This is a genomic window from Streptomyces sp. NBC_01775 (genome assembly GCF_035917675.1).
In the GTDB taxonomy this organism is placed as follows: Bacteria; Actinomycetota; Actinomycetes; order Streptomycetales; family Streptomycetaceae; genus Streptomyces.
Genome location: NZ_CP109104.1, coordinates 4,687,902 through 4,700,544, shown reverse-complemented (window position 1 = coordinate 4,700,544; position 12,643 = coordinate 4,687,902). Strand labels below are relative to the sequence as shown.

General features: G+C 69.6%; 11 protein-coding genes and 1 tRNA gene. 10 read left to right on the top strand and 2 right to left on the bottom strand.

Annotated features, from left to right (window positions below):
- Nucleotides 1-144: 144 nt before the first annotated feature.
- From dnaN to OHB04_RS20900, 9 genes are all read left to right on the top strand, one after another.
- Nucleotides 145-1,275 carry a DNA polymerase III subunit beta gene (gene dnaN, locus OHB04_RS20940; RefSeq protein ID WP_326808018.1) on the top strand — a complete coding sequence of 377 codons (1,131 nt, stop codon included), beginning with the start codon at nucleotides 145-147 and terminating at the stop codon, nucleotides 1,273-1,275.
- A gap of 200 nt (nucleotides 1,276-1,475) precedes the next feature.
- Nucleotides 1,476-2,354, top strand: coding sequence for a phosphogluconate dehydrogenase (NAD(+)-dependent, decarboxylating) (gene gnd, locus OHB04_RS20935; protein ID WP_326689235.1), 879 nt, complete (start codon nucleotides 1,476-1,478; stop codon nucleotides 2,352-2,354).
- Nucleotides 2,355-2,438: 84 nt separating this feature from the next.
- Complete coding sequence (gene recF, locus OHB04_RS20930) at nucleotides 2,439-3,584, top strand: DNA replication/repair protein RecF (protein ID WP_326689234.1); 1,146 nt, start codon at nucleotides 2,439-2,441, stop codon at nucleotides 3,582-3,584.
- A 53-nt stretch (nucleotides 3,585-3,637) separates the two neighbouring features.
- Nucleotides 3,638-4,192, top strand: coding sequence for a DUF721 domain-containing protein (locus OHB04_RS20925; RefSeq protein ID WP_326809482.1), 555 nt, complete (start codon nucleotides 3,638-3,640; stop codon nucleotides 4,190-4,192).
- Nucleotides 4,193-4,508: 316 nt separating this feature from the next.
- On the top strand, nucleotides 4,509-6,611 hold the full coding sequence (gyrB, locus tag OHB04_RS20920; RefSeq protein WP_326689233.1) for a DNA topoisomerase (ATP-hydrolyzing) subunit B: 2,103 nt from the start codon (nucleotides 4,509-4,511) through the stop codon (nucleotides 6,609-6,611).
- Nucleotides 6,612-6,667: 56 nt separating this feature from the next.
- Nucleotides 6,668-9,277 carry a DNA gyrase subunit A gene (gyrA, locus tag OHB04_RS20915; protein WP_326689232.1) on the top strand — a complete coding sequence of 870 codons (2,610 nt, stop codon included), beginning with the start codon at nucleotides 6,668-6,670 and terminating at the stop codon, nucleotides 9,275-9,277.
- A gap of 18 nt (nucleotides 9,278-9,295) precedes the next feature.
- Nucleotides 9,296-9,943, top strand: a complete 648-nt coding sequence (locus OHB04_RS20910) for a DUF3566 domain-containing protein (RefSeq protein WP_326689231.1) — start codon at nucleotides 9,296-9,298, stop codon at nucleotides 9,941-9,943.
- Between the two features lie 104 nt (nucleotides 9,944-10,047).
- A tRNA-Ile gene (locus OHB04_RS20905) sits at nucleotides 10,048-10,124 on the top strand.
- A 201-nt stretch (nucleotides 10,125-10,325) separates the two neighbouring features.
- Nucleotides 10,326-11,156: a toxin-antitoxin system YwqK family antitoxin gene (locus OHB04_RS20900; protein ID WP_326808017.1), complete on the top strand. Its 831-nt coding sequence runs from the start codon at nucleotides 10,326-10,328 to the stop codon at nucleotides 11,154-11,156.
- Here the strand turns inward: OHB04_RS20900 and OHB04_RS20895 are convergent.
- Both OHB04_RS20895 and OHB04_RS20890 read right to left on the bottom strand, forming a co-directional pair.
- Entirely contained in the window at nucleotides 11,090-11,377 is a 288-nt protein-coding gene (locus tag OHB04_RS20895; protein ID WP_442814897.1) for a hypothetical protein, read from the bottom strand. The two genes, OHB04_RS20900 and OHB04_RS20895, sit on opposite strands and share 67 nt — an antisense overlap.
- Before the next feature lie 62 nt (nucleotides 11,378-11,439).
- Nucleotides 11,440-12,009, bottom strand: coding sequence for a hypothetical protein (locus OHB04_RS20890; RefSeq protein WP_326689229.1), 570 nt, complete (start codon nucleotides 12,007-12,009; stop codon nucleotides 11,440-11,442).
- Nucleotides 12,010-12,251: 242 nt separating this feature from the next.
- On the opposite strand from OHB04_RS20890, the gene OHB04_RS20885 reads away from it, so the two are divergent.
- Nucleotides 12,252-12,386 carry a DLW-39 family protein gene (locus tag OHB04_RS20885; RefSeq protein WP_019356762.1) on the top strand — a complete coding sequence of 45 codons (135 nt, stop codon included), beginning with the start codon at nucleotides 12,252-12,254 and terminating at the stop codon, nucleotides 12,384-12,386.
- Nucleotides 12,387-12,643: the final 257 nt, after the last annotated feature.

The window sequence follows — 12,643 nt, the reverse complement described above, 5'->3', positions numbered from 1 at the left end:
CGAAGTGGGGGCTGTGCACAACTCGGCTCCTCGGGCCTCGGGTCGGATCGCGACGAGTTGACCCGCAGCCGCACCTCCTGTCAGTGCCGTGCGTCAGACTGGTGCCCGGCAACAGCGAGCAGGAGCAGCAGGAGGCGGCTGAAGGTGAAGATCCGGGTAGAGCGCGATGTCCTGGCGGAGGCGGTGGCGTGGGCTGCCAAGAGCCTCCCCGCCCGTCCGCCGGTGCCGGTCCTCGCCGGCCTGCTGCTGAAGGCGGAGGAGGGCACCCTGAGCCTCTCCGGCTTCGACTACGAGGTCTCGGCCCGGGTGTCGGTCGAGGCCGAGGTGGAGGAGGACGGCACGGTCCTGGTGTCCGGGCGGCTGCTCGCCGACATCTGCCGCGCCCTTCCCAACCGTCCGGTGGAGATCTCCACAGACGGTGTACGGGCCACCGTGGTCTGCGGCTCCTCGCGCTTCACGCTGCACACACTGCCTGTGGAGGAGTATCCGGCGCTGCCCGAGATGCCGACCGCCACGGGCACGGTCCCGGGGGAGGTCTTCGCCGCCGCCGCCCAGCAGGTGGCCATCGCCGCGGGGCGGGACGACACGCTGCCGGTGCTCACGGGTGTGCGTATCGAGATCGAGGGCGACACCGTCACGCTGGCCTCCACCGACCGCTACCGCTTCGCGGTGCGCGAGTTCCTGTGGAAGCCGGAGACGCCGGATGCCTCGGCCGTGGCCCTGGTGCCCGCCAAGACGCTGCTGGACACCGCCAAGTCGCTCAGCGGCGGTGACAACGTGACGCTGGCGCTGTCCGGCTCCGGTTCCGGCGAGGGCCTGATCGGTTTCGAGGGCGCGGGGCGGCGTACGACGACGCGGCTGCTGGAGGGCGATCTGCCCAAGTACCGCACCCTGTTCCCGACCGAGTTCAACTCCGTCGCCGTGATCGAGACGGCGCCGTTCGTGGAGGCCGTCAAGCGCGTCGCGCTGGTCGCCGAGCGGAACACCCCGGTACGGCTCAGCTTCGAGCAGGGCGTGCTGACCCTGGAGGCAGGGTCCAGCGACGACGCACAGGCTGTGGAGCGGGTGGATGCCGACCTGGAGGGCGACGACATCTCGATCGCCTTCAACCCCGGCTTCCTGCTGGAGGGGCTGAGCGCCATCGACTCCCCCGTGGCGCAGCTCTCGTTCACGACCTCGACCAAGCCCGCCCTGCTCAGCGGCCGTCCGGCCAAGGATGCCGAGGCGGACGATGCGTACAAGTACCTGATCATGCCCGTCCGCCTGTCGGGCTGACGCCTGCGGCCGGTGCGGCCGACGGGCCGGCGGGGGCGGGCCGCCGTCGGCCGAGGGCCCGTGGCCGGTCCGTACCCTCTCCGGCCTTCGGCCCGGAGGCACCCGCGCGGCCTTCCCTGGCGGCAGCCTGCCCACAGATTGTGGAGGCGTAGGGTCGTATTCGGTCGGAATACGCCAAGAAACTCAGCTAAGGGGCAGTGATGGAGCTCGGTCTGGTCGGTCTCGGCAAGATGGGCGGGAACATGCGGGAACGCATCCGCCGGGGTGGCCACACGGTCATCGGCTATGACCGGAATCCGGCCGTGGCGGACGTGGGCAGCCTGAAGGAGCTGGTGGACCGGCTCAGCGCGCCGCGTGTGGTGTGGGTGATGGTCCCGGCGGGCGCGGCCACCCAGTCCACGGTCGACGAGCTGGCCGAGCTGCTCTCCCCCGGGGACCTGGTCGTGGACGGCGGCAACTCCCGCTGGTCGGACGATGAGAAGCACGCGGAGGAGCTGGCGGCCAAGGGCATCGGCTTTGTGGACTGCGGGGTCTCCGGCGGCGTCTGGGGCCTGGAGAACGGCTACGCGCTGATGTACGGCGGTGATGTCGAGTACGTGGCGAAGGTGCAGCCGGTCTTCGACGCGCTGAAGCCGGAGAGCGAGTTCGGCTCGGTGCACGCGGGCAAGGTGGGCGCCGGGCACTTCGCGAAGATGGTCCACAACGGTGTCGAGTACGCGATGATGCAGGCCTTCGCCGAGGGCTGGGAGCTGCTGGAGGCCGCCGAATCGGTCACCGACGTGCGCGAGATCTTCCGCTCCTGGCAGGAGGGCACGGTCATCCGTTCCTGGCTGTTGGACCTGGCGGTCAAGGCGCTGGATGACGACGAGCACCTGGAGAAGCTGCGCGGGGTCGCCGCGGACTCGGGCGAGGGCCGCTGGACGGTGGAGGCGGCGATCGACAACGGTGTGCCGCTGCCCGCGATCACGGCGTCGCTGTTCGCGCGGTTCACCTCGCAGCAGGAGGACTCGCCGCAGATGAAGATGGTGGCCGCGCTGCGCAACCAGTTCGGCGGGCACGCGGTCCAGGGCTCGAAGTAAGCGGGCGGCCTGGGCAGGGCCGGATGGTGTGAGGGAGACCGGGGACGCACAGCCTCGGGAAGGACTGGGGAGGCCGGCGACGCCGTGCATGTGACGCATCTCTCGCTGGCCGATTTCCGGTCGTACGCCCGGGCCGAGGTGCCGCTCGGGCCGGGCGTGACGGCGTTCCTCGGGCCGAACGGCCAGGGCAAGACGAATCTCGTCGAGGCCGTCGGCTATCTCGCCACGCTGGGCAGTCACCGGGTGTCCTCGGACGCGCCGCTGGTGCGGATGGGTGCCCAGCGGGCGATCGTGCGGGCGCAGGTGCGCCAGGGGGAGCGCGAGCAGCTGGTCGAGCTGGAGCTGAATCCGGGCAAGGCCAACCGGGCACGGATCAACCGTTCCTCGCAGGTGCGGCCCCGCGATGTGCTGGGGATCGTGCGTACGGTGCTGTTCGCGCCGGAGGACCTGGCGCTGGTCAAGGGCGATCCCGGTGAGCGGCGCCGGTTCGTGGACGAGCTGGTGACGGCCCGGGCGCCGCGGATGGCGGGGGTGCGCTCGGACTACGAGCGGGTGCTCAAGCAGCGCAACACCCTGCTGAAGTCCGCCGCGATGGCCAGAAGACACGGCGGCAAGGGCGTGGATCTGTCGACGCTGGATGTGTGGGATCAGCATCTGTCGCGGGTGGGTGCGGAGTTGCTGGCGCAGCGGCTGGATCTGCTGGCCGTGCTGGGGCCGTTGGCGGACAAGGCGTACGAGCGGCTGGCGCCGGGCGGCGGGCCCGTCTCGTTCGAGTACCGGGGCGGGGTGGACGGCTCGTCGCTCCCCCAGGCTTCGGCCGGGAGGGGCCTCCAGGAGCAGCTGTACGGTCAGCTGCTGGCGGCGCTGGGTGAGGCGCGTAAGCAGGAGATCGAGCGCGGGGTGACGCTCGTGGGGCCGCATCGTGACGATGTGCTGCTGCGGCTGGGGGAGCTTCCGGCGAAGGGGTACGCGAGCCACGGGGAGTCGTGGTCGTTCGCGCTGTCGCTGCGGCTGGCGGCCTATGAGCTGCTCAAGAGCGAGGGGCACGAGCCGGTGCTGGTGCTGGATGACGTGTTCGCGGAGCTGGATACCCGGCGCCGGGAGCGCCTGGCGGAGCTGGTGGCGCCGGCCGAGCAGGTGCTGGTGACCGCGGCGGTGCCGGAGGACGTGCCGGAAGTGCTGGTGGGGGCGCGGTTTTCCGTGGCGGAGGGTGAGGTGGAGCGGCTGTGAGCGAGGACGTACCCCCGGCGGGTGGACCGTCGCGGAACGCCTCCGGGCCTTCGGTGAACCCGCCCGGTCCGGGCGCCGGCGCGCCCGATGCGGGCGGCAAGGTGCCCGAGCACAGCGGGGTGGATCTCGCGCGGGTGGCGCTGCGCGCGGCCAAGGAGCAGGCGAAGGCGCGGGGTGCGGAGGCGCAGCAGCGCAGGCAGGCGCGGCGCGGAGGCGGGCTGCGCTCGGGCTCCGGGCGGGACGGCAGGGACCCGATGCCGCTGGGTGCCGCGGTCAACAGGCTGATCGCCGAACGGGGTTGGGAGGCCCCGGCCGCGGTCGGCGGGGTGATGGGGCGCTGGCCGCAGATGGTGGGTGCCGAGGTGGCACAGCACTGTGAGCCGCAGCGCTACGACGAGGAGGAGCGCACGCTTGTGGTGCGGTGCGATTCGACGGCGTGGGCGACGCAGCTGCGGTTGCTGGCGCCGAAGCTGGTGGCGCGGCTGAATGAGGATCTCGGACAGGGCACCGTTAAGTTGATCAAGGTGCGGGGGCCGGAGGCGCCGCGGACCGGATACGGGCGGTTGCGGGCGCCGGGGAGCAAGGGGCCGGGCGACACCTACGGGTGAGCGGGAGCCTGTGTGCGCAGGTGGGCAGCGTGGGGAAGCCGTGAAGAGGCCGGGTGGGCGCGGGCTTGCCGTAGCGGTGTGTAGACGGGCCGGGACAGCCAGAGACAGGTCGAAGCGCTCAGTGCCACTGTGAGCCTCTTGGCCCCCCGGTCCGCATATGGGGAGTCGGTGGACGCCAGTTCAGGTCGGCACATGCGGACTCAGGCGCCCGCAAACCCCCATTCACATCGCTGCCACCGGTACACTGGGGGACTACCGCACCGTTGCGGGACATGTCGAACGACGCAGCCGCTCCGCATTGCCCTGGAGACGGCCTGTGCTGTGCCAGAAAGGGCGCTTCGTGGCCGATTCCGGCGATCTCAACGAGAACGACAAGACACCTTCCCCGGCCATGGGCCAGGCGGTACCCCCAACAGACGGCGATGGCGCCGTGCCCGAGTCCCCCGGTGCGGTTGTTCCGGTGGGCGGGCCCGGGGAGCCGTCGTACGACGCGAGCGCGATCACGGTCCTTGAGGGCCTGGACGCGGTTCGCAAGCGTCCGGGCATGTACATCGGGTCGACCGGTGAACGTGGTCTTCATCACCTTGTGCAAGAGGTGGTCGACAACTCCGTCGACGAGGCGCTCGCCGGGCACGCGGACACGATCGACGTGACGCTGCTGGCCGACGGCGGTGTGCGCGTGGTGGACAACGGGCGCGGCATTCCCGTGGGCATCGTGCCCTCGGAGAACAAGCCGGCCGTCGAGGTCGTGATGACGGTGCTGCACGCGGGCGGCAAGTTCGGGGGCGGCGGATACGCGGTCTCCGGCGGTCTGCACGGCGTGGGCGTCTCCGTCGTCAACGCGCTGTCGCAGAAGGTGGCCGTCGAGGTCAAGACCGACGGCTACCGCTGGACCCAGGACTACAAGCTGGGGGCGCCGACGGCGCCGCTGGCCCGTAACGAGGCCACGGACGAGTCCGGCACGATGGTGACGTTCTGGGCCGACGGCGACATCTTCGAGACGACGGACTACTCCTTCGAGACGCTCGCGCGGCGCTTCCAGGAGATGGCGTTCCTCAACAAGGGCCTGGCCATCGCGCTGACCGACGAGCGCGAGGGGCATGTCGACGAGGAGGGGCGGCCGAACACGGTTCGGTACCACTACGAGGGTGGTATCTCGGACTTTGTCCGGTATCTCAACTCCCGCAAGGGCGAGCTGGTTCACCCCACGGTGATCGACTTCGAGGTCGAGGACCCCGACCGGCTGCTCTCGGTCGAGATCGCCATGCAGTGGAACACCCAGTACAGCGAGGGTGTCTACTCCTTCGCGAACACGATCCACACGCACGAGGGCGGCACCCACGAAGAGGGCTTCCGGGCCGCGATGACGGGTCTGATCAACCGGTACGCGCGCGACAAGAAGCTGCTGCGCGAGAAGGACGACAACCTCACGGGTGAGGACATCCGCGAGGGTCTGACCGCGATCATCTCCGTCAAGCTGGGCGAGCCGCAGTTCGAGGGCCAGACGAAGACGAAGCTGGGCAACACCGAGGCGAAGACCTTCGTCCAGAAGATCGTCCACGAGCACCTGACGGACTGGCTCGACCGCAATCCCAACGAGGCGGCCGACATCATCCGCAAGGGGATCCAGGCGGCCACCGCGCGGGTCGCGGCGCGCAAGGCGCGGGACCTGACCCGGCGCAAGGGGCTGCTGGAGACGGCGTCGCTGCCGGGCAAGCTCTCGGACTGCCAGTCCAACGACCCGGTCAAGTGCGAGATCTTCATCGTGGAGGGCGACTCGGCGGGCGGCTCGGCCAAGTCCGGCCGTGACCCCGAGTACCAGGCGATCTTGCCGATCCGCGGCAAGATCCTGAACGTCGAGAAGGCCAGGATCGACAAGGTCCTGCAAAACGCCGAGGTCCAGGCGCTGATCTCGGCCTTCGGCACGGGTGTGCACGAGGACTTCGACATCACGAAGCTCCGCTACCACAAGATCATCTTGATGGCGGACGCCGATGTCGACGGCCAGCACATCAACACCCTGCTGCTCACCCTGCTCTTCCGTTTCATGCGTCCGCTGGTCGAGGCCGGGCACGTCTTCTTGTCGCAGCCTCCGCTCTACAAGATCAAGTGGAGCCGGGACGAGTACCAGTACGCCTACTCCGACCCCGAGCGCGACAGCCTCATCCAGCTCGGCCGCGAGCAGGGCAAGCGCATCAAGGACGACTCGGTGCAGCGCTTCAAGGGTCTGGGTGAGATGAACGCGGACGAGCTGCGCGTGACCACCATGGACATCGAGCACCGGGTGCTGCGCCAGGTGACGCTGGACGACGCGGCGGCAGCCGACGACCTGTTCTCCATCCTGATGGGCGAGGACGTCGAGGCCCGGCGCTCGTTCATCCAGCGGAACGCCAAGGACGTCCGCTTCCTCGACATCTGACGTCGTCGGCCTCGCCCGAGAAGCGCCGCACACAGAGAAGGACTTGATCTTTAGCCATGGCCGACGAGACCCCCCCCACACCCGACGAGTCCGCGCCCGAGAACGCACCGGCGCCCGACAGCGCGCTGGTGGACACCGAAGCCGGTGCGCGCGTGGAGCCGGTGAGCCTTGAGACGGAGATGCAGCGCTCCTATCTCGACTACGCGATGAGCGTGATCGTGAGCCGTGCGCTGCCCGACATCCGCGACGGACTCAAGCCGGTGCACCGCCGGGTGCTGTACGCGATGTACGACGGCGGCTACCGCCCCGAGAAGGGCTTCTACAAGTGCGCCCGCGTCGTCGGCGACGTCATGGGCACGTACCACCCGCACGGCGACTCCTCGATCTACGACGCGCTGGTCCGGCTCGCCCAGCACTGGTCGATGCGGATGCCGCTGGTCGACAGCAACGGCAACTTCGGCTCCCCGGGCAACGACCCGGCCGCGGCCATGCGGTACACCGAGTGCAAGATGGACCCGCTGTCGATGGAGATGCTCCGGGACATCGACGAGGACACCGTCGACTTCCAGGACAACTACGACGGCCGCAACCAGGAGCCCACGGTCCTGCCGGCCCGCTTCCCGAACCTGCTGATCAACGGCTCGGCGGGCATCGCGGTCGGCATGGCGACCAACATCCCCCCGCACAACCTGCGCGAGGTCGCGGCCGGCGCGAAGTGGTACCTCGACCACCCCGACGCCTCCAACGAGGAGCTGCTGGACGCGCTCATCGAGCGGATCAAGGGCCCCGACTTCCCCAGCGGCGCGCTGGTGGTGGGCCGTAAGGGCATCGAGGAGGCGTACCGCACCGGGCGCGGCTCGATCACGATGCGCGCGGTCGTCGAGGTGGAGGAGATCCACGGCCGCCAGTGCCTGGTGATCACCGAGCTGCCGTACCAGGTGAACCCGGACAACCTCGCGCTGAAGATCGCCGACCTGGTCAAGGACGGCCGTGTCGGCGGCATCGCGGACGTGCGGGACGAGACCTCCTCGCGCACCGGCCAGCGCCTGGTGATCGTCCTGAAGCGGGACGCGGTCGCCAAGGTCGTCCTCAACAACCTCTACAAGCACACCGACTTGCAGACCAACTTCGGCGCCAACATGCTGGCCCTGGTCGAGGGCGTACCGCGCACCCTGTCGCTGGACGCCTTCATCCGGCACTGGGTCGCCCACCAGGTCGACGTCATCGTGCGCCGCACCCGCTACCGGCTGCGCAAGGCCGAGGAGCGCGCCCACATCCTGCGCGGTCTGCTCAAGGCGCTGAACGCGATCGACGAGGTCATCGCGCTGATCCGGCGCAGCCAGACCGTCGAGGAGGCCCGCGAGGGCCTGATGGGGCTGCTGACGATCGACGAGATCCAGGCGAACGCGATCTTGGAGATGCAGCTTCGCCGGCTGGCGGCACTGGAGCACCAGAAGATCACCGCCGAGCACGACGAACTCCAGAAGAAGATCAACGAGTACAACGCGATCCTGGCCTCGCCGCAGCGGCAGCGGGAGATCATCGGCGAGGAACTGGGCAACATCGTCGAGAAGTTCGGCGACGACCGGCGCTCCAAGCTGATCCCCTTCGAGGGCGACATGTCCATGGAGGACCTGATCGCCGAGGAGGACATCGTCGTCACGATCACCCGTGGCGGCTATGTGAAGCGCACCAAGACCGATGACTACCGCGCCCAGAAGCGCGGCGGGAAGGGCGTGCGCGGGACGAAGCTGAAGGAGGACGACATCGTCGACCACTTCTTCGTCTCCACGACCCACCACTGGCTGCTGTTCTTCACCAACAAGGGCCGCGTCTACCGGGCCAAGGCCTACGAGTTGCCGGATGCCGGCCGTGACGCGCGCGGCCAGCACGTGGCCAACCTGCTGGCCTTCCAGCCGGACGAGGAGATCGCCGAGATCCTGGCGATCCGCGACTACGACGCGGCCCCCTACCTGGTGCTGGCCACCAAGTCGGGCCTGGTCAAGAAGACTCCGCTGAAGGACTACGACTCCCCGCGCTCGGGCGGCGTCATCGCGATCAACCTGCGCGAGATGGACGACGGCCGTGACGACGAGCTGATCGGCGCCGAACTGGTCTCGGGCGACGACGATCTGCTGCTGGTGAGCAGGAAGGCGCAGTCGATCCGCTTCACCGCCACCGACGACGCGCTGCGGCCGATGGGCCGGGCCACCTCCGGTGTGAAGGGCATGAGTTTCCGTCCTGAGGACGAACTGCTCTCGATGAATGTCGTGCGGGCGGGTACGTTCTTGTTCACGGCTACCGATGGCGGGTACGCGAAGCGGACGAACATGGACGAGTACCGCGTCCAGGGCCGCGGCGGACTGGGCATCAAGGCCGCGAAGATCGTGGAGGACCGGGGATCGCTGGTCGGCGCGCTCGTGGTGGAGGCGACGGATGAGATTCTGGCCATCACGCTCGGCGGCGGTGTGATCCGTACGCGGGTCAACGAGGTCAGGGAGACGGGCCGTGACACCATGGGCGTCCAACTGATCAACCTGGGCAAGAAGGATGCGGTCGTCGGTGTCGCGCGTAACGCCGAGGCCGGTCGTGAGGCCGAGGAAGTGGAGGCCGCGGTGGACTCCGTCGACGACGGGGAGCCGCAGTCCCCCGACCACGACGACTAGGACGACTAGGAGCAGGGCGTGAGTGGTGCTCAGCCTCAGCCGCAGGCGCAGCCGAAGGCACAGCCTCCGTCCCCACCATCCCAGCCTCAGCCCGAGCAGCAGCCGCACCGGCCGCCGCAGGCGTACCCGGCCCCGCCGTCGGAATCCGGCAGCGGGGCCCGGTCGGGGACCCGTAAATCCGGATCCGGCGGGTCCGGAGCCGAGGGGTCGGGCGGGTCCGGCGGTGACGGGAATGGCGGTGATGCCGGGCAAGGCGCGGTGCGCAAGCCGCGCACGGGTGCGAGTACGATCCCGCGGACCCGGAAGGCGCGGCTGCGGGTGGCCAAGGCCGATCCGTGGTCGGTGATGAAGGTCAGCTTCCTGCTGGCGGTGGCACTGGGCGTGTGCACGGTGGTGGCCGTCGCCGTGCTGTGGATGGTGATGAACGCGATGGGCGTCTTCTCCACCCTCGGCGGCACGGTCAGTGAGGCGACCAGCGCGGAGGGCAGCGGCGGCTTCGACCTGGAGTCGTTCCTCTCGCTGCCGCGGGTGCTGCTGTTCACCTCCCTGATCGCGGTCATCAACGTCGTACTCGCGACGGCGCTGGCCACCTTGGCCTCCTTCATCTACAACCTGTCGGCGGGCTTCGTCGGCGGTGTGGAGCTGACGCTGGCGGAGGACGAGTGACCGCCATCCCGGGCGCTCTTTGACGCGTGCCCGGGCCGGTGCCGGCCCGGGCGGAAAGCGATTTGGGGCACGGCTTGAAGTGCGCTAATCTTTCCGTGCAGCGCGCGGCTATAGCTCAGACGGTTAGAGCGCTTCCCTGATAAGGAAGAGGCCCCAGGTTCAAGTCCTGGTAGCCGCACCAGCGAAAAGGCCCCCGGCTCCGTAGAGCCGGGGGCCTTTTCCATTCATCGGTGACCCGTCGGATCTGGCTGTGACGGAGGGTGGCCTTCAGGCCCGGTTGAGGACGTTGTGCGGGGTCCGGAGCGCACCGAGGCGGCCGGTGGGCCGGGCCAACCTCGCGGAGGCGGGCCGGGGGCGTCACCGCTCGTTTAGGCTGCCCGCCATGGAGGCGAGGACGAGCAGGCCACAGAACGTGCCGCATCTCCCGCAGGACGAGACCGAGATGTGCACGGACCTCATGCTCTACCACGATGGTGCGGCGTTCACCGGAGTCAACTACACGGTGTCCGAGGAGGGCCGGCTCCTGGACGAGACGTCCTACTGGTGGGGGGCGCAGGACGGGCCGGACCTCGAATGGTGGCCCAGCGGGCTCATACGGGCGGAGGGCGTCCGCCGGCACGGCGTCGCCGTGGGCTGGTGGCGCGAGTGGTACGAGGACGGCTGGCCGGCCGAGGAATCCCTGCTGGCCGAGGAGGTCCAGGTGCGCCGCCGCTGGAGTGCGGACGGCGAGCTGGTGATGGACTTCGTCTCCTCCCGCCCGGAGGCCCGGAAGGCCGCCGAGACGCATCCGGCACGGCGACGGCGGACGACGGAACGCTGCCTCCGGACCGATGAGTTGGGCACCTACGACTGGTTCGTGGCGGGCTACGAGGGCGCGCCGTTCACCGGGATCGCCGTCGAGTGCGACCGGGACGGCCGGCTTCTGGGCACGACCTCGTACCGGGAGGGGATCGAGGACGGGGTCCGTCTCGAACTGTGGCCCACCGGCCGCAAACGGGAGCAGGGCAGCTGCCGCGCCGGGGTGGTCGTGGGGTGGTGGTGCCAGTGGGACAGCGACGGCAACCTGGTCGAGGAGACTCTCTTCGACGACGACGGCAAGCACCTGCTGATCCGGCGGTGGGGCGACGACGGCGCCCTGGCGCGCGACTACGTCGCCCCCACGGCGGAGGCGCGCGCGGCTGCCGTCGCGCACCCGCCCGGCCGGCCGGAGTAGTTCAGCCCGAGGTCGCGGGGGTGGGCCGGGACGCGGCCGGGCCCGCAGCCGGGATCGGCGACCGGCCCGGCGTCCGCCGCCCGGGCGCGTTCGGCGAACGCGGCGAGCACGGCGCGGTCCAGCGGCTTGGTGTCCAACTCGTCGCGCGCCGGCCAGGTGTAGTCGGCGGCGACGGCGTCGTAGGCGGCCCGGGTGGCGTGGAGGCAGGCCGGTTCACTCACGGTCGGGGAGCCCCTGGCCCCGGGGACCGACAGTTTGAGGGGCGAGGGAGGGCTGGAAGGGCTCAGACGGGCTCCGCGGTCAGGCCTTCGATTTCGAGGTCCCTCGACAGGGACTGGAGCGCCCAGTCGAGGAAGCGGCGGCCGTACTCGTGCCGGGCCGCGTTCACGATCGGGTCGGGGCTGTCGGGCATGGTGAGGCCGAAGGTGCTCTCCAGCCAGGCGAGGTACGCGGGGTGGCCGGCGGAGTGTTCCCGGGTGGGGTCCCATGGCAGGAGCCACTCGTCGTCGAGAGCGAGCAGCTGGAACAGGTCCCGCAGGCCCTGCGCGACGACGTCGAGGCCGCCTTCGTCGCCGAAGAAGATGACGGGCAGCGTCGCGAGATCGGTGCGGTCGTCGCACCGCCACAGCGCGTAGAAGGACCCGGAGCCGGTGGCGTGGGCGAAGGGGATGAGCTGGTCCAGGGCGCGCCGGACGGACGGGTCCGGTGTCTCCAAGGACAGCCATTCGGCCAGCCCGGCCTCGGGACGGCCGTACTCGAAGAGTTCGAAGCCCTCCGAGAACTCCTCCCCCTCCAGGCTGTCCTCGAACTCCTGGAGCAGGTTCAGCTCGGGGATGGGTGAGTACGTGTTCATGGCACCTCCGTGAGACGGGTGATCAAGGGCGATCGGGACGAATCAGGACGATCAAAGTGATCGAGGTCACGGACGCTACCGTTCGGCACCGACATCGACAGCGCGCATCGCGGGCTCGGGTGGCCGATTGTCCTGACCAGCCCCTATTTACCCGGCCGGGCCGACCCCTTTGTGCGAGGAAGTGGTTGGGTATCATCGGGCGCCAGAGAGGTCCCAATGTCTAAGAAGGACGAGGTAGCGCGGTGAAGAAGCTTTTCCTGGTCGCATTGGCCGCCATCGGCGGCCTCCTCGTGTACCGCCAGATCCAGGCGGACCGCGCCGAGCAGGATCTGTGGACGGAGGCGACCGACTCCGTGCCCGCAGGTTCGGGTGTGTGAAGCTCAGCGAACAGCGAACGTGAGGCCCTGACCGCCCCGAGCGGTCGGGGCCTTCGTCTGTCCCGGCCCGCCTCTCGCCCCGCTTCGCCCGCCCGTCGCCGGTGTGGGCGGCTCCCCTTCCTCGCCTCGCTCGCGTCATCCCCGTGCCGCGTCCCCTCGTCCCGCCGCGTCCGCCGTTGCCGGACGGTGACACTTTTTCCCTTGAGGGTTGCTCACGCAAAGCAATACGGTGCTCGTGCAAAGCTGCTTGGAAGAGT